At 71.5% G+C, this 24,856-nt stretch carries 23 protein-coding genes; 17 read left to right on the top strand and 6 right to left on the bottom strand.

The features are described from left to right. Positions 1-52 precede the first annotated feature (52 nt). Positions 53-892: a DUF3027 domain-containing protein gene (locus LDL48_RS16810; protein ID WP_372472130.1), complete on the top strand. Its 840-nt coding sequence runs from the start codon at positions 53-55 to the stop codon at positions 890-892. A gap of 24 nt (positions 893-916) precedes the next feature. Here LDL48_RS16810 and LDL48_RS16805 read toward each other — a convergent pair whose 3' ends face one another. Further along, a complete protein-coding gene (locus LDL48_RS16805; RefSeq protein ID WP_225256199.1) occupies positions 917-1,126 on the bottom strand; it encodes a DUF2530 domain-containing protein in 210 nt (69 codons plus the stop codon). Between the two features lie 228 nt (positions 1,127-1,354). Here LDL48_RS16805 and LDL48_RS16800 point away from each other — a divergent pair, with 228 nt between their 5' ends. The 5 genes from LDL48_RS16800 to thpR all read left to right on the top strand — a co-directional run bounded on the left by LDL48_RS16800 (position 1,355) and on the right by thpR (position 6,195). Then, complete coding sequence (locus LDL48_RS16800) at positions 1,355-2,833, top strand: NCS2 family permease (RefSeq protein WP_225256070.1); 1,479 nt, start codon at positions 1,355-1,357, stop codon at positions 2,831-2,833. A 72-nt stretch (positions 2,834-2,905) separates the two neighbouring features. After that, positions 2,906-3,355 carry a MarR family winged helix-turn-helix transcriptional regulator gene (locus LDL48_RS16795; protein WP_372472129.1) on the top strand — a complete coding sequence of 150 codons (450 nt, stop codon included), beginning with the start codon at positions 2,906-2,908 and terminating at the stop codon, positions 3,353-3,355. A gap of 68 nt (positions 3,356-3,423) precedes the next feature. Continuing rightward, on the top strand, positions 3,424-4,830 hold the full coding sequence (locus LDL48_RS16790; RefSeq protein ID WP_225256069.1) for an MFS transporter: 1,407 nt from the start codon (positions 3,424-3,426) through the stop codon (positions 4,828-4,830). A gap of 256 nt (positions 4,831-5,086) precedes the next feature. Then, a complete protein-coding gene (locus tag LDL48_RS16785) occupies positions 5,087-5,557 on the top strand; it encodes a hypothetical protein (RefSeq protein ID WP_225256068.1) in 471 nt (156 codons plus the stop codon). 17 nt (positions 5,558-5,574) lie between these two features. Next, the gene (gene thpR, locus LDL48_RS16780) at positions 5,575-6,195 is read left to right on the top strand and encodes an RNA 2',3'-cyclic phosphodiesterase (RefSeq protein WP_225256067.1); all 621 of its coding nucleotides are present in this window, start codon (positions 5,575-5,577) and stop codon (positions 6,193-6,195) included. 7 nt (positions 6,196-6,202) lie between these two features. On the opposite strand, the gene sepH is transcribed toward thpR, so the two are convergent. The 4 genes from sepH to LDL48_RS16760 form a co-directional block, all read right to left on the bottom strand. Continuing rightward, positions 6,203-7,291, bottom strand: coding sequence for a septation protein SepH (sepH, locus tag LDL48_RS16775; RefSeq protein WP_225256066.1), 1,089 nt, complete (start codon positions 7,289-7,291; stop codon positions 6,203-6,205). Between the two features lie 172 nt (positions 7,292-7,463). Further along, positions 7,464-8,705 (bottom strand): pyridoxal phosphate-dependent aminotransferase, encoded by a 1,242-nt coding sequence (locus LDL48_RS16770; protein ID WP_225256065.1) that lies wholly within the window; start codon positions 8,703-8,705, stop codon positions 7,464-7,466. Positions 8,706-8,777: 72 nt separating this feature from the next. Beyond that, the gene (serC, locus tag LDL48_RS16765) at positions 8,778-9,899 is read right to left on the bottom strand and encodes a phosphoserine transaminase (RefSeq protein WP_225256064.1); all 1,122 of its coding nucleotides are present in this window, start codon (positions 9,897-9,899) and stop codon (positions 8,778-8,780) included. Between the two features lie 47 nt (positions 9,900-9,946). Continuing rightward, on the bottom strand, positions 9,947-11,053 hold the full coding sequence (locus tag LDL48_RS16760) for a citrate synthase 2 (protein ID WP_225256063.1): 1,107 nt from the start codon (positions 11,051-11,053) through the stop codon (positions 9,947-9,949). A gap of 207 nt (positions 11,054-11,260) precedes the next feature. On the opposite strand from LDL48_RS16760, the gene pdxH reads away from it, so the two are divergent. The 7 genes from pdxH to LDL48_RS16725 are packed head-to-tail and all read left to right on the top strand — an operon-like array spanning position 11,261 to position 16,979. Continuing rightward, entirely contained in the window at positions 11,261-11,884 is a 624-nt protein-coding gene (gene pdxH / locus LDL48_RS16755) for a pyridoxamine 5'-phosphate oxidase (protein WP_225256197.1), read from the top strand. Positions 11,885-11,937: 53 nt separating this feature from the next. Then, positions 11,938-13,188, top strand: a complete 1,251-nt coding sequence (locus tag LDL48_RS16750) for an MFS transporter (protein WP_225256196.1) — start codon at positions 11,938-11,940, stop codon at positions 13,186-13,188. Between the two features lie 10 nt (positions 13,189-13,198). Then, positions 13,199-14,119 carry an aldose 1-epimerase family protein gene (locus tag LDL48_RS16745; protein ID WP_225256062.1) on the top strand — a complete coding sequence of 307 codons (921 nt, stop codon included), beginning with the start codon at positions 13,199-13,201 and terminating at the stop codon, positions 14,117-14,119. Positions 14,120-14,121: 2 nt separating this feature from the next. Beyond that, complete coding sequence (locus tag LDL48_RS16740; protein WP_225256061.1) at positions 14,122-14,733, top strand: nitroreductase family protein; 612 nt, start codon at positions 14,122-14,124, stop codon at positions 14,731-14,733. A gap of 36 nt (positions 14,734-14,769) precedes the next feature. Next, a complete protein-coding gene (locus tag LDL48_RS16735) occupies positions 14,770-15,066 on the top strand; it encodes a type II toxin-antitoxin system VapB family antitoxin (RefSeq protein ID WP_225256060.1) in 297 nt (98 codons plus the stop codon). Then, entirely contained in the window at positions 15,063-16,229 is a 1,167-nt protein-coding gene (locus LDL48_RS16730; RefSeq protein ID WP_225256059.1) for an acyl-CoA dehydrogenase family protein, read from the top strand. Before LDL48_RS16735 ends, LDL48_RS16730 begins: the two co-directional genes overlap by 4 nt. 39 nt (positions 16,230-16,268) lie before the next feature. Beyond that, positions 16,269-16,979, top strand: a complete 711-nt coding sequence (locus LDL48_RS16725) for a DUF4230 domain-containing protein (protein ID WP_225256058.1) — start codon at positions 16,269-16,271, stop codon at positions 16,977-16,979. A 3-nt stretch (positions 16,980-16,982) separates the two neighbouring features. Here the strand turns inward: LDL48_RS16725 and LDL48_RS16720 are convergent, their stop codons facing one another. Beyond that, a complete protein-coding gene (locus LDL48_RS16720) occupies positions 16,983-17,165 on the bottom strand; it encodes a PspC domain-containing protein (RefSeq protein ID WP_225256057.1) in 183 nt (60 codons plus the stop codon). A gap of 232 nt (positions 17,166-17,397) precedes the next feature. Between LDL48_RS16720 and LDL48_RS16715 the strand changes: the two genes are divergently transcribed. The 4 genes from LDL48_RS16715 to LDL48_RS16700 all read left to right on the top strand — a co-directional run bounded on the left by LDL48_RS16715 (position 17,398) and on the right by LDL48_RS16700 (position 24,826). Then, positions 17,398-19,305 (top strand): DUF5941 domain-containing protein, encoded by a 1,908-nt coding sequence (locus tag LDL48_RS16715; RefSeq protein ID WP_225256056.1) that lies wholly within the window; start codon positions 17,398-17,400, stop codon positions 19,303-19,305. After that, positions 19,302-21,476, top strand: a complete 2,175-nt coding sequence (locus LDL48_RS16710; protein WP_225256055.1) for a bifunctional glycosyltransferase/CDP-glycerol:glycerophosphate glycerophosphotransferase — start codon at positions 19,302-19,304, stop codon at positions 21,474-21,476. Before LDL48_RS16715 ends, LDL48_RS16710 begins: the two co-directional genes overlap by 4 nt. 240 nt (positions 21,477-21,716) lie before the next feature. Further along, positions 21,717-23,024 carry an ABC transporter ATP-binding protein gene (locus LDL48_RS16705; protein WP_225256054.1) on the top strand — a complete coding sequence of 436 codons (1,308 nt, stop codon included), beginning with the start codon at positions 21,717-21,719 and terminating at the stop codon, positions 23,022-23,024. 866 nt (positions 23,025-23,890) lie between these two features. After that, positions 23,891-24,826 (top strand): hypothetical protein, encoded by a 936-nt coding sequence (locus LDL48_RS16700; RefSeq protein ID WP_225256053.1) that lies wholly within the window; start codon positions 23,891-23,893, stop codon positions 24,824-24,826. Positions 24,827-24,856: the final 30 nt, after the last annotated feature.

Raw genomic sequence — 24,856 nt, 5'->3', positions numbered from 1 at the left:
TCGCCCTCTGATCGCGCCACTATGGGGGAGTCGTTGTGAATGGGTGCCGCCGGTGAGGGACAATGGTCCGGTGACCACCAGGACCGCTGCCCGTGCTGCCCGCCTCGACCAGGTCTGTGCCGATGCCGTCGGGGTGGCTCGCAGCGCCATCACCGAGGTCGATCCGAGCGACATCGGCGACTACCTGGAGGCGGTGGCCGAGGGCGACCGGGTGGTGACCCACTTCTTCGAGAGTCACCTGGCCGGCTACCAGGGCTGGCGGTGGGCGGTCACGGTGACCCGGGTGCCGCGCAGCCGCCATGTCACGGTGTGCGAGACCGTGCTGCTGCCCGGCCCGGACGCGCTGCTCGCGCCCGGCTGGGTGCCGTGGAACGAGCGGGTGCAGCCGGGCGACCTGGGCGTCGGCGACCTGATGGCGACCGCGCCGGACGACGATCGCCTGACCCCGGGTTACGTGCTCAGCGACGACCCGGCGGTCGAGGAGATCTCCTGGGAGCTGGGCCTGGGCCGGCCGCGGGTGATGTCCCTCGAGGGCCGGATGGACACCGCCCAGCGCTGGTATGACGGCGAGTCCGGCCCGGAGGCCCCGATCTCCACCGCGGCGCCGCGCACCGCCCGCTGCGGCACCTGCGGGTTCTACCTGCCGCTGGCCGGTTCGATGCGGCGGATGTTCGGCGTCTGCGGCAATCTCTACGCGCCCGACGACGCCCGCGCGGTGAGCGCGGACCACGGCTGCGGTGCGCACTCCGAGGCCCTGCAGGTCGGCGCGGAGGCGCCGGTCGAGGAACTTCCCACGGTGTACGACGACAGCGAGGTCGAGCAGGTCGCGGTGAGCCGTGGCCCCGGTTCGGTCGAGTCCAGCGAGCCCGCCGAGGACTACGGCCACTCCTGACCGACACCCACGTCGACCCCCGCCCTACGACGGGTCGACCCGGAACTCCGGATGGGTCAGCGCGCGGCGCCGGCGGCGTCCGGCGTCGTGCCGCAGCATGGTGATCAGTCCGACGATGCCCCACAGGAAGCCGGACAGGCAGATCCACCGCCACTCGGACGGGCCGTCGGCGAGCACCACCACGACGCCGGCCACCGCGAACGCGATCAGCCCGGCCAGGGCGACCGGCACCATCGGCGGGTCGAGCGGTTCGGGCCGCGGCTTGGACCCGGTCACCGCGGTCAGCGCCGGAAGCGCGTCGGCCCGATCCGCCGGATCGGGGCGGGAGTCGCGGGAGCGCGGTGCGGGGGACATCTCGGCCACGACCTCAGGGTACGTCCGTGGAGATCGCCCGGGCGGTCCCGTGACGGTTGTAACAGAACCGATCTTTTGCCGAGGTCAGCGAACTGACACGATGCGCGCATGTCCACTACGCCAGCGGATGCGAGCGTCGACTCGGGACCGCGTACGCCGGGAAACGGTTTTGATCGGTACTTCGAGATCACCGCGCGCGGGTCGACGGTCGGCCGGGAGGTCCGCGGTGGGTTCGCCACCTTCTTCACGATGGCCTACATCGTGGTGCTCAACCCGCTGATCCTCGGCGCCGGGGTGGACGCCGTGGGCGGCACGCTGCCGATCGCCGCGCTCGCCGCGGGCACCGCGCTGGTCGCGGGCGTGATGACGATCCTGATGGGGGTGGTGGCCCGGTTCCCGCTGGCGCTGGCCGCCGGGCTGGGCGTCAACGCACTGGTGGCGTACGAGATCGCGCCGGAGATGACCTGGGCCGACGCGATGGGCCTGGTGGTCATCGAGGGTGTGCTCATCGGCGTGCTGGTGCTGACCGGCCTGCGGACCGCGGTGTTCCGGGCCGTGCCGACCGAGTTGAAGACCGCGATCGGCGTGGGCATCGGCCTGTTCCTGATGATCATCGGCCTGGTCGACGCCGGTTTCGTGCGCCGCATCCCGGACGCGGCCGGCACCACGGTCCCGGTGGAGCTGGGCATCGGTGGCGAACTGGTCAGCTGGCCGGCGCTGGTCTTCGTGCTGGGCCTGCTGCTCACGCTGATCCTGTTCGTGCGCCGGGTGAAGGGCGCCATCCTGATCGGCATCCTGGCCACCACGGTGCTCGCCATCGTCGTGGAGGCGATCGCCAACGTGGGCCCGTCGTTCGTCGACGGCAAGCCGAACCCGAGCGGCTGGTCGCTGAACGTGCCGGCGCTGCCGGACAAGATCGTCGACGTGCCCGACCTGTCGCTGCTGGGCGAGTTCAACGTGCTGGACTCGTGGAGCCGGGCCGGCTGGCTGGTCGTGATCATGTTCATTTTCACGCTGATGATCACGGACTTCTTCGACACCATGGGCACGATGGTCGCGGTCGGTCAGGAGGGCGATCTCCTCGACGCCGAGGGCATGCCGCCGCGTACCCGGGAGATCCTGCTCGTCGACTCCGTCGCCGCGGCGGCCGGTGGTGCGGCGAGCGTGTCCAGCAACACCTCGTACATCGAAAGCGCCTCCGGTGTGGCCGAGGGTGCCCGGACCGGCGTGGCGAACCTGGTCACCGGCGTGCTGTTCCTGCTCGCCATGTTCCTCGCGCCGCTGGTCACGATCGTGCCGTTCGAGGCGGCGTCCACCGCGCTGGTGGTGGTGGGCTTCCTGATGATGACGGCGGTGCGGCAGATCGACTGGACCGACTACGAGATCGCGGTGCCGGCGTTCCTGGCGATCACGCTGATGCCGTTCACCTACTCCATCTCCAACGGCATCGGCGCCGGGATCATCACGTACGTCGTGATCAAGGTGGCCGTGGGCAAGGCCCGCGACGTGCGACCGCTGCTGTACGGGGTCGCGGTGCTGTTCGTGCTGTACTTCCTGCGCGGACCGCTGGAGTCGATCGTGAGCTAGGTTCGTGCCGGTGACGGTGGTCATACGGTTTTCGGATGTCGTTAGCCAAGCTCATTAGCTAGGCTAAGGATCGTGATGGAGCGGTCGGTGACGACGGAGCGCACAACAGCCGACGAGTTGGCCAGAACGCTGCGTGAAGCGATCACCCGGCTCAACCGGAGAGTCCGGCAGGCCCGTCCGGTCGGCGATCTCACGTTCAGTCAGCTGTCCGCCCTGACCAGCCTCCAACTGGCCGGGGCGCTGACACCGCGGGAACTCGCCGACATGGAACGGGTCCAGCCCCCGACGATGACCAAGATCGTCGGGAAGCTGGAGGAACGCGGGCTGGTGGCGCGTACCCCGCACCCCACCGACCGGCGGCAGGTGATCCTGGCTGCGACGGAGGAGGGGCGGGCGGTGTACGCCCAGTTCGAGCGGGCACGCAACGAATGGCTGGCCCGGCAGCTGGTCGACCTCGGTCCCGCCGAACGCGACACGCTGGCGCGTGCCGCGGAGATCCTCCAGAAGGTCGCCCGAGCCTGAGGGCTGCGGTCGTCGGTCGCTTCGTCACACGTCGATGACCTGTACGACCGATCAGGGGGCGACGCCGAGTGCGGGCAGTGCTGACCACGACATTCCGATCCCTGCACGTCCGCAACTACCGCCTGTTCGCCATCGGTCAGCTGATCAAGCTGGTCGGCGTCTGGATGATGTTCACCGCCCAGGACTGGCTGGTCCTCGACCTCTCCGGCGACTCACCCGGAGCACTCGGCCTGGTCACCGCGCTGCAGTTCCTGCCGGTGCTGCTGCTCACGCTCTGGGCCGGCAAGCTGGCCGACCGGTTCGACAAGCGCAAACTGCTGATGGCCGCCAACCTCGCGTACGCCGTCATCGCGATCGTCTTCGCCATCCTGGTCGCCAGCGGCGTCATCGTGCTGTGGCACGTGTTCCTGTTCGCCGCGCTGTTCGGCATCGCCAGCGCCGTGGAGACGCCGGTACGCCAGGCGTTCGTCTCCGAACTGGTGGAAATGCCGCTGCTGCCGAACGCGCTGGCGCTGTCCGCGGCCACGTTCAACACCGCCCGGATCGGCGGGCCGGCGCTGGCCGGCATCGCCCTGGCCCTGCTCGAGACCGGCCCGGTGTTCCTGATCGCCACCGCGCTGTCCATCGCCCCGGTCTTCAGCTACCTGATGATGCGCGCCGGCGACCTCTACCGGGACGCCGCCGCGGCACCCACGTCCGCCGACACCCGCATCATCGACGGCCTGCGGTACGTACGGGCCCGGCACGACCTGCTGCTGCCCATCGCGTTGATGGCCGTGGTCGGCATGGTCGGCTTCAACTTCCAGGTCACCCTGGCCGCCCTCGCGAAGATCAATTTCAATGCCGGCCCGTCCTCGTTCGGCCTGCTCACCACGGCCCTGGCGGTCGGCGCGCTGGGCGGTGCGCTGGCGGGCAGCGGCCGGCGGGCCCGCCCCGGCGCGTACCTGGTCCTCGGCGCGGCGATCGCGTTCGGGGTGTTCGAGATCGCGGTCGGCTTCGCACCGTCGTTCGTGGTCGCCATGATCCTGCTGGTGCCGGCCGGCTTCTTCTCGATCTACCTGGCGCAGGCCGCCAACCACCGGGTGCAGATGGGCGTCGACTCCGCGTACCGGGGCCGGGTGATGGCGCTCTACGTGCTGGTCTTCCTCGGCACCACACCGATCGGTGCGTCGCTGGCCGGATGGTGGGGGGAGCGCTTCGGGGTCGCGTCCAGCATCTGGGGGTCGGGAGTGATCTGCCTGCTCGCGGCGATTGCGGCGCTGGTGTGGGAGCTGCGGACCGGCGGGGAGCGGTTGCGGCTCCGGATCCGGCCACGGTTGCGGCTCAGCGTGGTGGGCTCGGCCGGTGCCGGTGCCGGTGCCGGTGCCGGTGCCGGTGCCGATGCGGCTGTGCCTGGTGCGGGTGCGGGGGTGCCTGGGGTGCTGGGATCGGAGCAGGCGGCCTTGGAATCGGCGCCGGCGCGCTCGGCGGCCTGATTCCCCGGGCTACGGGGCGACGGGCGTTGGGCCGTGAGTGAGTCGCGACCGGGATGTGAGTAGCGCGGAGGCGGGGAATTCCGAGAAAGTTCCACGCACGTGGGCCTGGACGTGCGACGTTCGGTGCACCTTGCGGCGGGATTTCACGCTCAGGACCGGGGTGGGTGTTCGCCTGGTGGGATGGATCATGGGATGGCACGGAAGGTCATGCGAATGGGCGTGGCCTGACGTGCGGATGAAGGCTTAGCGTCGGGCGATGGCTATTCCGCACGTGCTCGTGCTCGCAGCTGCTCTGGTGGCACTGCTGTGTCTGCCGTGTGCGGTGGCCGTGTTGATCTGTTCCGACGATCTTGCGGTTCGTCGCGCGTGGAGCCGCCGAGGCCGGGCCGAACTGGTCGCCCTGCACTGCCTCGACCGTGAGCTGCGCGGCCCCCGGGTCACCGCCGATCCGACGGGAACGCTTCCGTTCGAACAGGTCGCCGCGGACCTGCGGCGGCTCGACCACCAGCGGCACACGGGACCGACCACGTCGTCGGAGCGGTGGGCGCAGGCCGTGCTGCTGGCCTACGACGAAAGGCTCAAGCTCGCCTGCCGGTACCTCGACGTCAACCAGCACCTGGCGACGGTGAACGGCCTCGACCGTGATCTGGAGCGGGTCCGGGTCGAGAGTGCGCTGGAGCGGGCCGGACTGGAGTTGCGATCGGCCGCACACCGCCCGGAGAAGTAGCCGGTCAGGGTCGGCCGGTGCGGTTGTTCGTGGCGGTGTTCCCGCCGGAGGGGGCGCGCGCCCACCTGCGGCACCGGCTGGCCGCCGCGCACGAGCACTCGGCGAGCGAGGGCGACACCGGGGACACCCGGGCCGGCGGCGTCCGGGTCACGGCGCGGGACGGAGTGCGGGGTGCGGGCCGGCGGGTGCGGCCGTTCCGCCTCACTCCGATGGACCGCTGGCACGTCACGCTCGCCTTCCTCGGGGAGGTCGACCCACCGCTCCTCCCGGACGTGGACCATGCCGTGGCCTCGGTCCCGCCCCGCGACCCGATCACGCTGCGCATCGCGGGCGGCGGCTCGTTCGGGGGTCGGGGCCGGTCGGGCGTGCTGTGGGCGGGGCTGACCGGTGATGTGCCGGCGCTGGCCGAGGTGCATGCCTACCTGCGGAACGCCCTGGTGGCGATGGGTCTGCCGCACGACGCGCGACCGTTCACGCCGCACCTGACCGTGGCCTACGCGCAGGACCGCGGTGTCCGCGCGGCGCTGGACGACTACGCCGGGCCGGCCTGGGCGGCCGAGGAGATCGTTCTGGTGCACAGCCGGCACGCCGAGGGCGGCGGGTACGAGCACGTGCGCCGGTGGCCGCTGATCCGCTGACCGGCGGTCAGGACGACTCGCGCGCCGCGGGGCCGCCGCCGAACAGGACGTCGTCCCAGCTCGGCAGGCGCTTGCGGGGCTTCTGCTCCTCGGACTCGCTGGCCGCCTGCTGCGCGTTCGGGCCCTGACCGACGGTGCGCCGCGGCCGCAGCACCGCGAGCGACGGCACGGCCGGGACCTCCTTGGGCAGGTCGGAGTCGTCGTCGAAGGCCGAGCCCGCGCCGCCGCCGAGCAGGGCGGCCGCGCCACCGGCGACCGGCCGGCGGCTCTCCTGCGGGGTGTCCAGGCTGCGCCCGCCGCCCTGACCGCCGAGCGGCCGGTCCAGCGACGCCAGCAGCGCGTCCCGGCCGGCCCGGATCGGGTCCCGGCCCGGGCGCTGGGTGTCGGCCGCGGCGGCGGGCAGGCCGTGGCCGCCGCGCGCTGGTTCCGTGGTGCGGGACGGGCCGGGCAGCCCGTGGCCGCCGCGCTCGTGCACGCCGCGGTCGGGTGCCGGTTCCTGGCCGAGGATCTGCGTCGGCCGCTCGGCACACAGATACTGCGCCATGTCGTCGTGCGGGGACACCACCTGGCGACCTTTGTCCAGGTCCCAGATGGCCTGCGCGGTGGCCTTGCCGGACGGCCAGGTGGCGATGATCCGCCAGGTGCCGTCCTCGCGCCGGTACGCGTCCCAGGAGATCTTCTCGGTGTCGATGCCGTGCTGGGCCAGCCGGCCGTCCACGACCTCGGCCAGCGGGGCGCCGGAGTCCGACGTCTTCAGGCGGGTGCGGCGCGCGTGCTGGGCCAGCATGGCCCGCTCCTGCAGCACCGGGCCGGCATACCGCAGCACGCGGTCGACCGGCACGCCGGCCACGCGCGCGACGTCTTCGGCGGACTCACCGGAGCGGATCCGTGCCTGGATGTCGCGCGGGGACAGCGACGCCATGGTCTCCGCGTTGGCGACGGCCACGGCGGTGCCGACCGGGTGCGGTGTGCCGTCGCCATGCAACGCCGTGCTGATCCGGTCGTCGATCGGCAGGGCCAGGAGCCGTCCGACCTCATCGGCCAGCACGAGGGCCTGTCCGTCTTCGGAAAGGGCGACGAAGCGTACCGGCCGCATGCGTTGCCTCCGTCCCCTCGCTGGCGCAGTCACCTGCTCTGACACTGCCTCCCGAGAGTCAGCCACCCGGGCGCGTTTCGGAACACGGTACGCGCCCCGGTCACCCGATGGGGGTAAGCCACGCCGTCAAACTGGTTGAGCTGCAGAGATGATCTTCGTCGTGGGAGAGTGGTCAGCGGACTGCGACCCGGTGCGGGTTGTACTGCTCGGTCAGGCCGGTCCAGTTGCCGTCCAGCGGGTCGTCCCGGAAGGACCGCGGATCGTCCTGGAACGACGGCGGGAGATCGCTGTCGCCCTGCCATTGCCGCCCGTAGTCGAGCATGCCGGTGATCAGCCGGTCGACGTCGTTCGACGGGCGCACCACCAGCCGCATGAACTGGCTGGTCATGCCCAGCTTGTTGCCGCACTCCCGGGTGTAGACGGCGTGGTTGGCGACCAGGTAGTCGCGCAGCGCCACGCCGGACCATTCGTTCGGCAGCTTGACCAGGATGAAGTTGCCCTGCGACGGGAACACCGTGAGCCCGGGGATCCGGCGCAGTTCGTGCGCCATCATCCGGCGGTCCCGGCTGAGCAGGCGCAGGCTCTCCTCGTACTCGGTGTCGTGCGCCGAGATCATGAAGACCACCTTCTCGGCGAGCGAGTTGAGGTTCCACTTCGGCAGCGCCTTGCCGATCCGGGCGGCGATGGCCGGGTTGGCCATCAGGTAGCCGAACCGGATGCCGTGCAGGCCGAAGTTCTTGCCCAGGCTCTTCAGGACCACCGCGTTGGGGCGGATCACCGCGTCCGGGCCGACCGACGGGTACGGCTCGGTGTCCGAGAAGTCGATGAACGACTCGTCGATCACCACCAGGTCCAGGTCGACCAGCGCGTCCATGAACCGGATCACGTCACGGCGCGGCAGGTAGTTGCCGTCCGGATTGTTCACGTTGCACACCACCGCCACCCGGGAGCCGCGGTCCCGGATGAACCGGACGTACTCCTCCAGGTCGAGCCGGAAGCCGTCGCGTTCCTGCAGCGGGAACATGTCCACCCGCTTGCCGGTCTCCAGCGGCTGGTCGGTCCACCGGCCGAAGGTCGGGATCGGGATCGCCACGCTCTCCTTGATCAACAAGTGGTCGATCCAGGTGATCAGCTCGGTGGAGCCGTTCGCCATCGCCACGGTCTGCGGATGCAGCTGCAGCACGCTGGCCAGCTTCGCGGTGATGGTCGCGGAGTCGCTCGGGTAGTACTTCAGGATCTTCTGCAGGTCGCGGGACAGCTCGTCGAACATCTCCGGGGTGGGGAAGTACGGGTTGCACGGGATGCAGAAGTCGACGATCTCCACGTCCTCGCCCATGCTGCGGGACAGGTCGAAGTACGAGGCGCTGTGCGCCCCCTTGTGCAACATCCCGGTGTCGATACCCGTGCCTGCCACTGCAACCTCCCGGTCGACTCCATTGTCGGCGGTAGATACGTGTCGAGACAGCGGATCGTTCACCCGATCGTGTCAGAGGCGCTCGACCACGTAGTCGATGCAGGCGGTGAGCGCCTCGACGTCGGACGGGTCGACGGTCGGGTACAGCGCCACGCGCAGCTGGTTGCGGCCCAGCTTGCGGTACGGCTCGGTGTCCACGATGCCGTTCGCGCGCAGCACCGTGGCGATCGACTTGGCGTCCACCTCGTCGGCGAAGTCGATGGTGGCGACCACCTGGGAACGCAGCGCCGGGTCGGTCACGAAGGGTGACGCGAACGAGGCGCGGTCGGCCCAGCCGTAGATGGCGTTGGCGCTCTCCGCGGTGCGCTTGGTGGCCCACCCCAGGCCGCCCTGCGCGTTCATCCAGTCGGTCTGCTCGGCGGCCAGGAACACCGTGGCCAGCGCCGGGGTGTTGTACGTCTGCTCCAGCCGGCTCTGTTCGATCGCGGTGACCAGGTCCAGGAACTGCGGGATGTACCGCCCGGTGGCCTTGATCTCGGCGGCGCGCTCCAGTGCGGCCGGCGACATCAGCGCGATCCACAGGCCGCCGTCCGAGCCGAACGCCTTCTGCGGTGCGAAGTAGTACACGTCGGTCTCGGCGAGGTCCACGTCCAGACCGCCGGCGCCGGAGGTGGCGTCGGTGAGCAGCAGCGCCCCGGGGTCGGCGCCGTCGACCCGGCGGACCGGCACGGACACGCCGGTGGACGTCTCGTTGTGCACGCTGGCGTACACGTCCACGCCGGGCTCGGCCGCCAGGAACGCCGCCGAGCCGCCGGGGGCCTTGCGCACCGACGGGTCGGCCAGGAACGGCGCGTCCCGGACCGCCTTGACGAACTTGCTGCCGAACTCGCCGAACTCGGCGAGCTGGGCCCGGTCGCGGATCAGGCCGAACGCGGCGGTGTCCCAGAACGCGCTGGTGCCACCGTTGGACAGGATCACCTCGTAGCCGTCCGGCAGCCCGAAGAACTGGGCGATGCCGGTGCGCAGCCGGGCCACCTGGTCCTTCACCGTCTTCTGCCGGTGCGAGGTGCCCAGGAACGTCCGAGACACGGCGGCCAGCGCGTCGACGCCCTCCGGACGGACCTTGCTCGGCCCGGAGCCGAACCGTCCGTCGACGGGCTTGAGGTCGGCGGGGATCTGGATCGCGTCAGCCACGAGGGTCCTCTCCTACAGGGAAGTCAGCCCGTCCAGCATGCCGAGCGTCAGGCGTTGTGCGGAACCTGGTCCCAACCTTCGACATCCTGCGGCTTGCGGGGCGCCGGTCCGAGGTAGCGGGCGGACGGGCGGACGATCCGGCCCAGCCGCTTCTGCTCCAGGATGTGCGCGCTCCACCCGGCCACCCGGGCGCAGGTGAACATCGAGGTGAACATGTGCGACGGCACCTCGGCGAAGTCCAGCACCACCGCGGACCAGAACTCCACGTTGGTGGCCAGCACGCGGTCCGGCTTGCGGGCGTGCAGCTCGGCGAGCGCGGCGCGTTCCAGCGCCTCGGCCACCTCGAACCGGGGTGCGCCCAGTTCCTTGGCGGTGCGGCGGAGCACCCGGGCGCGCGGGTCCTCGGCGCGGTAGACCCGGTGCCCGAAGCCCATCAGCCGGTCGCCGCGGTCGAGCACGCTGCGGACGTACCCCTCGGCGTCGCCGCTGCGTTCCACCGCCTCGATCATGTGCAGCACCCGGGACGGTGCGCCGCCGTGCAGCGGGCCGGAGAGCGCGCCGATGCCGGAGGAGATGCAGGCCGCGGCGTCGGCGCCGGTGGAGGCGACGATCCGGGTGGTGAAGGTGGAGGCGTTCAGGCCGTGTTCGGCGGCCGAGATGAAGTACGCGTCGACGGCCTTGACGTGCCGCGGGTCCGGCTCGCCGCGCCAGCGCTTCATGAACCGCTCGACCACGGTCTCGGCCTTGTCGATGTCCTTCTGCGGCACGGCCGGCAGACCCAGGCCGCGGGCCGCCTGCGCCACGAACGACAGTGCGGTCACCGACACCCGGGCCAGGTCCGAGCGGGCCTGGTCGTCGTCGATGTCGAGCAGCTGCTGCAGACCCCAGTACGGCGCCAGCATGGCGACCGCGGACTGCACGTCGACCCGGATGTCGCCGGAGTGCACCGGGACCGGGAACGGCTCGGCGGGCGGCAGGCCGGGGCCGAAACGCCCGTCCACCAGCAGCGCCCACACGTTGCCGAACGACACCTGCCCGATCAGGTCCTCGATGTCGACGCCGCGGTAACGGAGTGCGCCGCCGGCCTTGTCGGGCTCGGCGATCTCGGTCTCGAAGGCGATGACGCCTTCCAGCCCGGGCTTGAAGTCCGACACCTTAGCCTCCTGGATTCCGGCCACTCCGACATCGCGGCCAACAGCTGTAAGGGTTTCATCTTGCCGGGTGGTGACCGGGCGGTCGACCCACCGCGTTGTGCTCTCCGCGACACCCATCCTTACCGACCTGACGGATCGCCGTGGGCGACTTAGGTTCGTTGCGTCGGATCAGGACAAGGAGATCGTGTGAGCCCGGAACCCGCGGAGATGCGGCGTGACTACACCGAGCGCGGTGCGTTTCTGGAGACGGACCTCGCCGCCACCTGGTCCGAGCAGTTCGGCGCCTGGTTCGCCGACGCGGTGGACGCCGGCCTGCCCGAACCCAACGCCATGATCGTGGCCACCGCGGACGCCGACGGCCGGCCGTCGGCGCGCACGGTGCTGCTCAAGGGGTACGACCCGGCGGGCTTCGTGTTCTACACCAACTACACGTCCCGCAAGGGCGTCGAGATGGCCGGCAATCCGTACGCCAGCCTGGTCTTCCCGTGGTTCGCCATGCAGCGGCAGGTGCTGGTCGCGGGCGCGGTGGAGCGGGTGACCCGGGCCGAGACCGAGGCCTACTTCGCCAGCCGGCCGCGCGGCTCCCAGCTCGGCGCCTGGGCCAGCCCGCAGTCCCAGGTGGTGCCGGACCGGGCCGCGGTGGACGCGGGACTGGCCGAGGTCACCGGGCGGTTCGGCGCGGGGCCGGTGCCGGCGCCGCCGCACTGGGGCGGTCTGCGGGTGAAGCCGGTGACCGTGGAGTTCTGGCAGGGCCGGAGCAACCGGCTGCACGACCGCCTGCGGTACCGCCGGACCGGCGCGGACTGGGTGGTCGAGCGGTTGGCACCGTGAGTCAGGAGCCGGTGGAGGCCGCCGAGCGGGTCGTCGAGGAGCGCCGTGGCTGGATGATCGACGTCCGGCCGCTGCGGATCACGGCGTACCGGCGGATGTGGGTCGGCAACGGCCTGTCCTTCTTCGGGTTCCAGTTCACCAGCGTGGCCGTGCCGGTGGAGATGTACGCGATCACCGGCTCGTCCTCCTGGGTCGGCCTGCTCGGGGTGGCGGCGCTGGTCCCGCTGCTGGTCTTCGGGCTCTGGGGCGGCGCCGCGGCCGACGTGGTGGACCGGCGGCGCCTGCTGCTGGCCAGTTCCGCGCTGGCCTGGGCGTCCACCGCGGGCCTGCTGGTGCAGGGCCTGGCCGGGGCGCACAGCCCGGTGCTGCTGCTGGTGCTCACCGCGGTGCAGTCGGCCGGGTTCGCGATCAGCTCGCCGACCCGCCAGGCGATCATCCCGCGGATCGTCCCGGTGGGCCTGGTCCCGGCCGCCAACACGCTGGGCTACACGACCACCACGGCGGGCGGGGTGTTCGGGCCGCTGGCCGCCGGACTGATCTTCAGCATCTGGTCGGTCGACACCGGCGTGACGATCGCCTACGCGGTGGACGCCGCACTGTTCACCGTCTCGCTCTGGGCCACCTACCGGTTGCCGCCGATCCCGCCGGTGCGCCGCGCGGAGGGCGCCGAGAAGCCGAACGCCGGGCTCCGGGGCATCGTGGTCGGCCTGCGGTTCCTGGTCACCCAGCCGGTGCTGCTGCTCTCCTTCGCGGTGGACATCGTGGCGATGGTGCTGGCCATGCCGCGTGCGTTGTTCCCGCAGGTGGCCGAGGAACGGTTCGGCGGCGGGGCGGCGGTGGGCTGGCTGTTCGCGGCGATCGCCATCGGCTCCATGATCGGCGGGCTGACCTCCGGCTGGATCGGCCGGGTCCGCCGGCAGGGTGCCGCGCTGGTGCTGGCGGTGGTCGCCTGGGGGATCGCGATCGGCCTGTCCGGGCTGGCGTCCCAGCTGTGGCTGGTGGTCCTGCTCCTCGCCGTCGGTGGTGCCGCCGACCTGGTCAGTGCGGTGTACCGGCAGTCGATCCTGCAGACGTTCGCCCCGGACGAGTTGCGCGGCCGGCTGCAGGGCGTGTTCACCGTGGTGGTGGCCGGCGGTCCGCGCCTCGGCGACCTGCGCGCGGGGGGGACCGCGGACCTGACCGGTCCGACCGTGTCCTGGGCGGGCGGCGGATTCGCCGCGGCCGGGCTGGCGGTCGTGCTCGCCGCCGCGTTCCCGGCACTGATGCGCTACCGGCCCACGACCGACGAGCCGGTGAAGCGATAGTGTCCAACCCATGACGAGCGTAGTGCCGGCGAAATCGGGAACGCAGTGGTCGATCGAGGCCGACGGGCACCGGGCGACCGTGGTGGAGGTCGGTGGCGTGCTGCGCAGCTACGCCGTCGGGGACCGGGCGGTGCTCGACGGGTTCGGCGCCGACGAGGTGTCGCCCGCGTCCGCCGGCCAGGTCCTGGCGCCGTGGCCGAACCGGATCCGCGACGGGCACTACACGTTCGAGGGTACGTCGTACCAGCTCTCGCTGACCGAGCCGGACAAGCACACCGCCATCCACGGGCTGACCAACTGGTCGCGGTGGCGGGCGGCGGAGCAGTCCGCCGACTCGGTGACCCTGGAGTTCGACCTGCCGCCGCAGATCGGGTACCCGTGGCCGCTCACGCTGCGCACCCGGTGGACGGTCGGCGGCGACGGCCTGCGGTGCGACCAGGAGGTGGTCAACACCGGCGACGCGCCCGCGCCGTGGGGCTATTCGGTGCACCCGTACCTGCAGTTGCCCGGCGTACCGGTGGACGACACCCTGCTGCGGGTGCCGGCCCGGCTCCGGGTCCTCGCCGACGCCCGGCTGCTGCCGATCGGCGCGGTCAAGGTGGCCGGCACGGAGTACGACTTCAGCGAGCCCCGCCGGATCGGTGACCTGGTGCTGGACACCACGTTCGGCGATCTCGACTACGAGCCGGACGGCGGCTCGTCGGTGACCATCGCGGCGTCCGGCGGGTCTCCGCAGGTGACGGTCTGGGCGGACGGCAACTTCAAGTGGTGGCAGGTCTTCACCGGGGACACCCTGACCGGTGCCCGGCACCGCCGTTCGGTGGCGATCGAGCCGATGACCTGTCCGCCGGACGCGTTCCGGTCGGGCCGGGACCTGATCGTCCTGCAGCCCGGTCAGACCTGGTCGGCGTCCTGGGGGATCAAGCCGTAACCATGGAATTCGACGAGGTCGTCCGCCGTCGGCGGATGGTACGCACGTACGACCCCGATCGGCCGGTTCCCGCGGAGATCCGCGACAAGCTGCTGGCGCACGCGCTGCGTGCGCCGTCCGCGGGGTTCTCCCAGGGCTGGGGTTTCCTGGTGCTGGAGAAGCCGGAGGACCGCGAGCTCTTCTGGACCGCCACCACCGCGGACGATCCGGACGACGGCCCGGACGGCTGGCTGACCCGGATGCGGACGGCGCCGCTGATCATCGTGCCGATGTCCAACAAGTCGGTCTATCTGGACCGGTACGCGCAGTCCGACAAGGGCTGGACGGATCGGGACGAATCGCGCTGGCCGGTGCCGTACTGGGACATCGACACCGGGTTCGCCGCGCTGCTCGTCCATCTGACCGCGGTGGACGCGGGTCTCGGGTCCTGCTTCATCGGCCTTCCGGCCGATCGGGTCGAGCACTTCAAGGTGGCGTTCGGCGTTCCGGAGGCGTTCACCCCGATCGGAGCGCTCACCGTCGGCTACCGTGCTCCCGACAAGAGGTCACCATCACTGCGTCGGGGGCATCGGCCCATGGACGAAGTGGTGCATCATGGCCGATGGACTGGGTAACGCCGTAGCGCAGGGGACCGGAGGGAGCGTGCCGTCGTGATCTTCAAAGCGGTCCGGGACGGAGCTCCGTACCCGGACCACCACACGACGCTGAAAGCCTGGGCGGAGATCCCGCCGCGCCCCATCCGCCTGGCCGATCTGATCACCACCAAACGTGAGCTGGCGCTGGACAAGCTGCTCGCCGAGGACTCGACGTTCTACGGCGACCTGTTCCCGCACGTGGTGGAGTACCAGGGCTCGCTCTACCTCGAGGACGGGCTGCACCGGGCGCTGCGCGCCGCCCTGCAGCAGCGCAACCAGATCCACGCCCGGGTGCTGGTGGTCCAGGGGTGACGTCGGCGCTCGACCTGCTCGACCTGGACGAACTGCTGAGCGACGAGGAACGCGACGTCCGCGCGCTGGCCCGCCGGGTGGTCGACGACCGGGTCCGGCCGTACGTGGCGGACTGGTACGAAAGCGGCACGGCCCCGGTCCAGGAACTGGCCCGGGAGTTCGGCCGGCTCGGGCTGCTCGGGATGCACCTGACCGGCTACGGGTGCGCCGGCGCGTCCGCGGTGTCGTACGGCCTGGCCTGCATGGAGCTCGAGGCCGCCGACTCCGGCGTGCGGTCCCTGGTCAGCGTGCAGGGCTCGCTGGCGATGTACGCGATCTGGCGGTACGGCAGCACGGAGCAGAAGCAGCGCTGGCTGCCCGGGATGGCGGCCGGCGACCTGATCGGCTGTTTCGGGCTGACCGAGCCGGATCACGGTTCGGACCCGGCGCGGATGGCCACCCGGGCCCGCCGGGACGGGGACGGCTGGGTGCTCACCGGCGGCAAGATGTGGATCACCAACGCGCCGGTCGCCGACGTCGCGGTGATCTGGGCCCGTACCGACGAGGGTGTGGCCGGCTTCGCGGTGCCCACCACCACGCCCGGTTTCACGGCCCGCGAGGTGCGCCGGAAACTGTCGCTGCGGGCGTCGTCGACCGGCGAGATCGTGCTCGACGAGGTGCGGGTGGGTGACGCCGACCGGCTGCCCGACGCCCGCGGGCTCTCCGCGCCGCTGTCCTGTCTGAGCGAGGCGCGGTTCGGCATCGTCTGGGGTGCGCTCGGCGCGGCCCGGGACTGCCTGGACACCGCGCTCGCGTACGCCACCACCCGGGAACAGTTCGGCCGGCCCATCGCCGGCTTCCAGCTGACCCAGGCCAAGCTCGCCGACATGGCACTGGAACTGCAGAAGGGCTACCTGCTCGCGGTGCACCTGGGTCGCCGGCTGGACGCCGTGGGGCTGCGGCCGGAGCAGGTCAGCATCGGCAAGCTGAACAACGTCCGGGAGGCCATCAAGATCGCCCGGGAGTGCCGGACGATCCTCGGCGCGAACGGGATCAGCGGCGAGTACCCGGTGCTGCGGCACGCGAACAACCTGGAGAGCGTGCTCACGTACGAGGGAACCTCGGAGATCCATCAGCTCGTCGTGGGTCAGAAGCTCACCGGGCTGAGCGCGTTCGGCGGCTGAGCGGTCGCCAGTGTCGGGGGGTACCCGTACCGTGAGGGTATGACCGACGAACCGACCCGCGAGTATCCGGAAGCGGTGCCGCCGGCCGAGCCGTCCCCCGGCGGCCGCGGCGGTGTGCTGCGTGTCGCCGCGTTCGGCGGCGTGGTCTTCGTGCTGCTGGTCGGCATGTGCCTGGGCCTGCGCGCGATCAACGTGCTGCCCGAGTTCGGCAATCCGTTCAGTGACCAGGAGACCGACCGCAGCCAGCCGGTGCTGCTGCAGTCGATGCGCGACCTGAGCCGGTTCGTGGCCGCGGACGGCACCTTCCAGGTCATCGTGGACCTGCAGGAGAACAAGGAGAACATCCCCGACTTCCTGGTCAACCAGCGGACGCTGTTCGTCGGATCGGGCTCGGTCGAGGCTTATGTCGACTTCGCCTCGCTGGCCGACGACGCGATCGTCATCAACACCGACGACGACACCGTCAAGATCAGTCTGCCGGCGCCGCAGCTCACCCAGGCCGCGCTGGACATGGAGCGCAGCTACGTGGTGGCCGAGGAGCGGGGCCTGCTGAACCGCATCTCGGACGCCTTCCGCAGCGACCCGCAGCAGCAGCAACGGGTCTACGCCGAGGCGCAGCGGCGGATCACCGAGGCGGCCCGGGGCAGCGGCCTGGACCAGCGGGCGAGGGAGAACACCCAGAAGATGCTGGTGAGTCTCCTCGCCCGCCTCGGCTACACCCAGGTCACCGTCACCTATGCGAATCCGTGAGCGTCACTCGTTGGGCATGATCATCCAGAGCACCAGGTAGACGAGCACCTGCGGCCCGGGCAGCAGGCAGGACAGGACGAAGAGCAGGCGTACGACGCCGGACGACAGACCGAAACGGCGGCCCAGACCGGAACAGACGCCGGCGAGCCATCGGTCGCCGCGGGGCCGGACAAGTCGGCGATTCACGTCACTCACTCCTTCGGTGGTGGTCGCTGCGGTGTGCCGCAACCACCTTCGACGGTACGGTCGCCGCGCACTCCCGCCCTCGGTCCGCAGGGGGATCTGCGGCTCGTGACTCCCGTAAGGGGGACCCGGACCGGGGCACTGCCCGCTGTTAACCTGAGCCTCCGTGACCGCAGCCTCCGTGACCGCGCGCGAAGGGCGGTCACGTGCGAAGGAGGCAAGCGGTGATGGTCCGGTGACGCTGGCCCTTCTCTGCGCCAGCACCGGCAACGCCCTCGAGCCGGTCGATGCGACCCGGCTCACCGACGACCTGGCGGCGGCACTGCGCGCGGCCGGCGCGTCGGTGGTCGAGCGGTCCACCGGCGGCGACCTGGCGGCGCAGCTGGACGACATCGCCCGCCTGGCCCGCGACGCCGACGGGCCGGTGCTGCTCTGCGCGGACGACCTGGTCGCCCACCCGAGTCTGCTGTGGATGCTGGCCACCGAGCCGGCCGGCCGCAGCACCGCCCTGGTGGTCCCCGACCCGGACGGCGAGGTACGCGAGGACCGCGGCCGTCTGGTGCCCGGCGCCGGCACCGTGCGGTTCGCCGGGGCGCTCTACGTCGCCGCCGCCGACCTGCCGCTGCTCGCCGAGGTGGCGGCCACCGGCACCCGCGGCGGCGGGGTCGCCACCGACGTCCGCAACGCCGTCGACCTGCTGCTGCCCGCGCTGCTCGACGCGGGGCTGGTGCCGGTCGCCACCCGGGTGCGCCTGCTGCGGGCGGTGCGGGTGCACACCGGCGCGGAGCTGGCCGACGCCCGGGCCGCGGTCGCCGCGGTGGACGAGGACGCGGCGCGGCTGCGGCTCGCGGTCAAGGAACGCGACGACTTCTTCACCACCTACGCGGTGAGCACCTGGTCCCCGCTGGTGACCCGGTGGTGTGCCCGGCTCGGCCTCACGCCGAGCGGGGTGACCGCGCTGTCCGTGCTGTTCGCGGTGGCCGCCGCGCTGGCGTTCTGGCAGGCGTCGCGGCCCGCGATGATCGCCGGCGCGGTCCTTCTCTACCTGGGCTTCGTGCTGGACTGCGTGGACGGCCAGTTGGCCCGCTACACCCGCCGGTTCGGCGCGTTCGGCGGCTGGCTCGACACCATGGCGGACCGGGCCAAGGAGTACGCGGTCTACGCCGGCCTGGCCGCTGGGGCGGAACGGATCGGGCTGCCGTACGCCTGGCCGCTCGCGATCACCGCGATCGTGCTGCAGACCGTCCGGCACATGACCGACACCTGGTACGGCGCGCTGCACGACGAGGCCGCCGCCCGTCCGGCGCCGGTGGCGCAGAGCGGGGTGGGTGCCCGGCTCAGCGCCGCGTCCAACCGGGTGCAGGCGGACACCGGCTCGGCCGCGTACTGGCTGAAGCGGATCGTGGTGTTCCCGATCGGCGAGCGGTGGGCTCTGATGGCCGTGCTGGCCGCGCTCACCAACGGCCGGGTGGCGCTGGCCGCGGTGGTCGGCTGGGGCCTGCTGGCGGCCGCGTACACGTCGGCGCTGCGCTCGCTGCGGTCCTTGTCGATGCGCGTCGGGGTGCTGAACACGGTGGACACCGCCCGGCACCGGGACGACGGGCTGCTGACCTGCGCCGTCCTGGGCCGGGCCCGGGTGCCCCAGCCGTTGCTGGTCGGCGCGGCGGCGGCGCTGGTCGCGTTCGCGGCGGTGGTGGGGTTGCTGACCGACCTGCTCGGTGGCGGCGACGCCCGCCTGGCGCTGGTCGTGGTGGCGCTGGTCGCGCTGGCGGCCGGCACGCCGGCCCGGGCGCCGCACGCCGGGCCGCTCGACTGGCTGGTGCCGGCGGTGCTGCGCGCGATCGAGTACCTGTTCGTGGTCGCGGTCGGGCTGACCGGCGACGTGCCGCCCGCGGTGATCTTCATGCTGCTGTTCGCGCTCGCCCTCCGGCACTACGACCTGACCGCCCGGATGGAGAAGGGCGCACCCGCGTCCGGCGGCACCGGACCGCTGCTGGGCTGGGACGGCCGGATCGTGCTGCTCGCCGTGGCGGCGGTGACCGATCAGGCCACGCTCGGGGTCGCGGTCCTCGCCGGCGTGGTCGCCGGCAGATTCCTGATCGGTGCGGTCGGCGACTGGCGGACCGCGGAGGGCGCCCGGTGACCCTGCTCAGCGTGGTGCTGCCGGTGTACAAGGTGCAGGGCTACCTGGGTCAGTGCCTGGACTCGCTGCTGGACCAGTCGTTCACCGACTTCGAGATAGTGGCCGTGGACGACTGCTCGCCGGACGGCAGCGGCGAGATCCTGGCCGAGTACGCCGCCCGTGACCCGAGGGTCCGGGTGGTCTCGCTGACCGGGAACGTGGGACTCGGGCGGGCCCGCAACGCCGGCCTGGACGCCGCCGCCGGCGAGTACGTCTGGTTCATCGACAGCGACGACTGGGTGGCCGGCGGTGCGCTCGGCGCGGTCGCCCGCCGCCTCCGCGCCGTCGAACCGGACGTGCTGCTGGTCGGATTCGACCGGGTGCACTGGGACGGGCGGGTGGTCGGCTCGGCCCGGGCGGCACTGGCCAAGGCGCCCGAGGTGTTCACCGTCGAGCAGTACCCCCGGGTGCTGGACGTCCTGCACGTGGCGTGGAACAAGATCGTCCGGCGGGACCTGCTGGCCAAGACCGGGATCCGGTTCGCGCCCGGCTGGTACGAGGACGTGTCGTTCACCTACCCGCTGCTGGCTGTGGCCGAGCGGATCAGCACGCTGCCCCGGGTCTGCGTGCACTACCGGCAGCGGCGTACCGGGGCGATCACCCGTACCCTCGACGACCGGCATTTCGAGATCTTCGACCACTGGACGCACGCGCTCGAGCTGGTCGACGAGCACTCCGACCGCGGCCCACAGCTGCGGCCACTGCTGGTACGGCGGATGCTCTGGCACTACCTGGTCGTGCTGGACAACCAGGAACGGCTGGCCCGGGGCTCGCGCAAACGGTTCTTCGCCCGGATGCACGAGGACTACCGGCGGTACGTGCCGGCCACCGGCTATCCGGCGCCAAAGGACGATCAGGTCGTCCGGCACCGGCTGGTCGAGCGCGGGTGGTACCCGGCGTACCAGGCGTGGGAGATCGCGTCCCGGGTGCGCACCGCGGTCGCCGGGGCCACCACCGCCGGCCTGAACCTGGCTCGCACGGTCGCCCGCAAGGCCCGGCAGGGCGTCTTCCAGATCTACTACCGCGGACAGCTGCGCCTGCCGGTCGACCAGAACCTCGCGGTCTTCGCCGCCTACTGGTTCCGCGGAGTGTCCTGCAACCCGGCGGCGGTCGCGGCGAAGGCCACCGAACTGGTCCCGGGCCTGCGTGCGGTCTGGGTGATCAGCCGGGCCCGGGTCGGTTCGGTGCCGCCCGGCACCGACTACGTGGTGGCCGGCACGCTCCGGTACTACCGGACCATGGCCCGCGCCCGCTGGCTGGTCAACAACGTCAACTGGCCCCGGCCGATCGTGAAGCGCCGGGGCACCACGCACGTGATGACCCACCACGGCACGCCGCTGAAGATGATGGGCCTCGACCAGGTGGACCACCCGGCGGCGGCGACGGACCGGGACTTCGCCGGGCAGATGCGCCGGGTGGACCGCTGGGACTACAGCATCACCGCGAACCGGCACACCACGGTGGCCTGGGAGCGGGCCTATCCGGCCCGGCACGAGACGCTGGAGGTCGGCTATCCGCGTAACGACCGGTTGGCGGTGGCCACCGCCGAGGACACCGCGGGGGTACGCGCGAAGCTCGGCCTGAGCCCGGACCGGACCGTCGTGCTCTACACCCCGACGCACCGGGAGTGGCTGCCGCCCGGCACGCCGACCCTGGACGTGGAGGACCTGGCCGACCGGCTGGGCCCGGACACGGTGCTGCTGGTGCGGGCGCACTACTTCCACGTGGCGCCGGCCACGGTCGCGAAGCTGGCGCGGCAGGGCTCGATCCTGGACGTCTCGGCGTACCCGGTGGTCGAAGATCTTTATCTGGCCGCCGACGTGCTGATCACCGACTACTCGTCCGCCATGTTCGACTACGCGGTCCTGGACCGGCCGGTGGTGATCTACGCGCCGGACTGGGCCGCCTACCGTGCCCTGCGGGGCGTGTACTTCGATCTGCTCGCCCAGCCGCCCGGCGCGGTCGCCACCAGCTACCCCGATCTGGTCGAGACGCTGCGCAGCGGGGTGCATGCCGGGCCGGCGGCCACCGCGGCGCGGGCCGCGTTCCGCGCCCGGTTCTGCGGACTGGACGACGGCGGGGCGGCGGAGCGGGTGGTCCGGCGGGTCTGGTTCGACGGGAAACCGAGATAACGTTTCGACGACGGGAACCGGAGATAACCGGCCGGATTCCTGGCGGTGAACAGCACTGGCCAGCGGGTTTTATCTGCGCGCCGACCATCGTTGTCATACCAAACCTGTAATGATGTGGTAACCCTAGGCGAATGGCACGTTCGCCCGATGGCCAATCGTCGATGGCGCTGGTCACAGTAGGCGCGATCGCGGGTCTAAGGGGGCCTGGATCGCCGCTGCTCCGACCGCAGGAGGTTGACGGTGTCGACCGTCAGTATCAAGGACGTCACCAAAGTCTGGCCGGACGGCACGGTGGCGGTCGACAAGGTCAGTCTGGACGTCAACGACGGCGAGTTCATGGTGCTGCTCGGCCCGTCCGGCTGCGGCAAGTCGACTGTCCTGCGCATGATCGCCGGCCTGGAGGACCCGACCAGCGGTGACATCCTGCTCAACGGAGAGCCGGTGCTCGACCTGGCTCCCCGGGAACGCAGCATCGCGATGGTGTTCCAGGACTTCGCGCTGTACCCGCACATGAGCGTGAGCGACAACATCGGGTTCCCGCTGAAGCTCTCCGGCGTGCAGCCGGAGTCCCGCTCCGAGCGGGTCGGCGACGTGGCCAGCGCGCTCGGCATCGGCGACGTGCTCGGCCGCCGGCCCAGTCAGCTCTCCGGCGGCCAGCGCCAGCGGGTGGCGATGGGCCGGGCCATCGTGCGCCGGCCCGGCCTGTTCCTGATGGACGAGCCGCTGTCCAACCTGGACAGCGGGCTGCGCGCGGAACTGCGTGCGGAGATCACCGGCCTGACCAAGGAACTCGGCGTCACCACCATGTACGTGACCCACGACCAGGCCGAGGCGCTCACCATGGCGGACCGGGTCGCCATCCTGCGCAAGGGCGTGCTGCAGGACATCGGCACCCCCACCGAGGTGTACGGCCGCCCGGCCACGCTCTACGTGGCCGCCTTCCTCGGCGCGCCCCGGATGAACCTGCTCGAGGCGTCGGTGTACGTGCACCTCGACCGCTACATCGCGCTGAATCTCGGCGAGCAGGCGCTGTACCTGCCGTGGACCGACATCCGCGCCCGGGCCGTCGCGCACTACCACGGCGAACGCATCGTCGTCGGCATGCGGGCCGAGGCGCTGACCCCGGTGGCGCCGGACGCGCCCGGCGACGTGCTGCACGGGCGGATCCGCTACCTCGAACACCACGGCCACGAGTCGCTCGCCTTCCTGGACATCGGCGCCACCGCGATCCTGGTCGACGAGATGGGCGGCGCGGTGCACGACGGTCCCGAGGAGAGGGGCGCGCTGCAGCGGTTCGGCGGAGCACTCCAGCGCCTCACCGGCCGCGCCGACCGGACCAACGGCAGCAAGCCCGGCGTCCGGGACGCGGAACAGACCAGCGTGCTGGCCGATCCGGGACGGCACCACCGGCGCCCGGCCGAGCTGGCGGTGCGGCTGGCGCCCTACCCGGCGGTGTCGCCGGGCCATCCGTTGGCCATCTCGGTCCGGATGGACGCCCTGCACTTCTTCGACGAGCGCGGCGACCGGATCGACGTCGGCTGGCGTTAGCCCCGGCGGACGCCCCCGCGCGCCTCGGCTTGGCGTGCGGTGCTCAAGTGTCCGGGCGCAGGAACCGGCGGCTCGCCCGCAGCGGGGACAATTCGGGCGCTCAGTCCTCAAGCTCCGGCAGAGTCCGGGGGGAGCGGCGCATGGCAAGCCCCGCCGGCCGGGCCTGGTTCGCGCGATGCGCAGTGCGTGTGGCTTCCGGGTGCGGAACTAGCCGCACCTCCACACGCCGGGCCCGAGGCCACCGGTCGTGTCGAGTTGCGGTGCGTAGCGCGCCATCTCGCCACACGCCCTACCCGGTGCGAGGGGGCGTGTGGAGTTGTGGTGCGTAGCGCACCATTTCGTCACACGCCCTACCCGGTGCGACCGGTCGTGTGGAGTTGTGGTGCGTAGTGCGCCATCTCGTCACACGCCCTACCCGGTGCGAGGGGGCGTGTGGAGTTTCGGTGCGTAGCGCACCATCTCGCTACACGCCGGGCTCGGGGCGACGGGGTGTGGCGCGGAGTGAACCGTCTCGCCGGGCACGGGGCAACGGGGCGTGTGGAGCTCCGGCGCGCAGCGAACCGTTCTTCCACGCGACGCGGCCAGGCCGGCCCTTGGTCCGCCGGAAGGGCCGCTGTCGAGCGAGTGGTCGATCGACAACGCCAGCGCTCCTAGGAGCACGCCTCGGTGGCGATGGCGTGACGTCGTCGGATGGCCACGATGGCTGGGGCGGCCGAACTACGTACCCGTCAATGAGGGTTTGTCATCTGATGGGCGATTGTGATCTTGGCATGTGCGCGCCTCTTACATGTCTTGCCTGGATGGCATATCGTTCGCGCACACGTCGGTGCGATGGCGTATCGACGTCGAAGTGAAGGGTGGCCGTCGTGGCGAACGCATCCGGCTTACTGGTGATCGAACGGATCCTGCGGGACCGACAGGGCATCTGGCAGCAGGTCGTGGACGACCGCGACCTCACCCGGCTGACCGGCCAGATGCTGATCAGCTCGATGGCCGCACTGGCCGTCTACGGGGCCGTGCTGGGTTCCTTCCACAGTGTCCTGATGGCGCTCACCTCGGCGGTGAAGCTGCCCCTGCTGTTCGCCGTCACGCTGGCCATCTGCCTGCCCACGCTGTACCTGTTCAACCTCGTCTTCGGCGCCCGGCTGTCGGTGCGGCAGTCGTTGTCGCTGGTCATGGTGGCGCTGACCGTGACGGCGATGCTGGCGCTGGCGTTCGCGCCGATCAGCCTCTTCTTCCTGATCACCGCGCCGGACTATGGCTTCTTCAAGCTGCTCAACGTGGCGATCCTGGGCCTCGCCGCGCTGGTCGGCCTGCGCTTCCTCACCGGCGGCATGCGGGTGCTCAACGACTACGGCCTGCTCTCCCCGGCGGCGCCGGACGTGCCGCCGGCCGCCCCCGTGCCCGCAGCCACGCCCGCGGCCACCCCGGCTCCGGCGGCCACCCCGGGCGCGGCGCCCAACGGTGCCACCCCGGCATCGGCCACCCCCGCACCGGCCGGCACCGCGGTGGCCGTCGCCGAGCCCGCCGCTCCGGCGGTCACGGTTCCGCCGGGCTACGTGCTGCAGCCGGTGCGCCCGGCGCCGGCCCCGTACCCCCGGGCCGCCCGGCCGGCCACCGGCACGCCGCCGAGCATGACGCTGCTGTACGTCTGGATCTTCCTGTTCGGGTTCGTCGGCACCCAGCTGGCCTGGACCCTGCGGCCGTTCTTCGGCAGCCCGGGGATGAAGTTCAGCCTGTACCGGGAGATCGACGGCAACTTCTACGCCGAGATCTTCCGGACCATCTCCGGCCTGGTCTGACCCGCCGGCCCGGTCCGGTGGCCGGGAACG

This window comes from Jidongwangia harbinensis (assembly GCF_020216025.1).
Lineage (GTDB): Bacteria > Actinomycetota > Actinomycetes > Mycobacteriales > Micromonosporaceae > Actinoplanes > Actinoplanes harbinensis.
The sequence above is the reverse complement of the archived record's forward strand: the minus strand, read 5'-3'. Positions and strand labels throughout refer to the sequence as shown.

Excerpts from the sequence above, each read along its gene's own strand:
- LDL48_RS16805 (WP_225256199.1), bottom strand. The coding sequence starts at position 1,126 with ATGGTGCCGGTCGCCCTGGCCGGGCTGATCGCGTTCGCGGTGGCCGGC.
- LDL48_RS16800 (WP_225256070.1), top strand. The coding sequence starts at position 1,355 with ATGTCCACTACGCCAGCGGATGCGAGCGTCGACTCGGGACCGCGTACG.
- LDL48_RS16785 (WP_225256068.1), top strand. The coding sequence starts at position 5,087 with ATGGCTATTCCGCACGTGCTCGTGCTCGCAGCTGCTCTGGTGGCACTG.
- sepH (WP_225256066.1), bottom strand. The coding sequence starts at position 7,291 with ATGCGGCCGGTACGCTTCGTCGCCCTTTCCGAAGACGGACAGGCCCTC.
- pdxH (WP_225256197.1), top strand. The coding sequence starts at position 11,261 with ATGCGGCGTGACTACACCGAGCGCGGTGCGTTTCTGGAGACGGACCTC.
- LDL48_RS16750 (WP_225256196.1), top strand. The coding sequence starts at position 11,938 with ATGATCGACGTCCGGCCGCTGCGGATCACGGCGTACCGGCGGATGTGG.
- LDL48_RS16745 (WP_225256062.1), top strand. The coding sequence starts at position 13,199 with ATGACGAGCGTAGTGCCGGCGAAATCGGGAACGCAGTGGTCGATCGAG.
- LDL48_RS16740 (WP_225256061.1), top strand. The coding sequence starts at position 14,122 with ATGGAATTCGACGAGGTCGTCCGCCGTCGGCGGATGGTACGCACGTAC.
- LDL48_RS16725 (WP_225256058.1), top strand. The coding sequence starts at position 16,269 with ATGACCGACGAACCGACCCGCGAGTATCCGGAAGCGGTGCCGCCGGCC.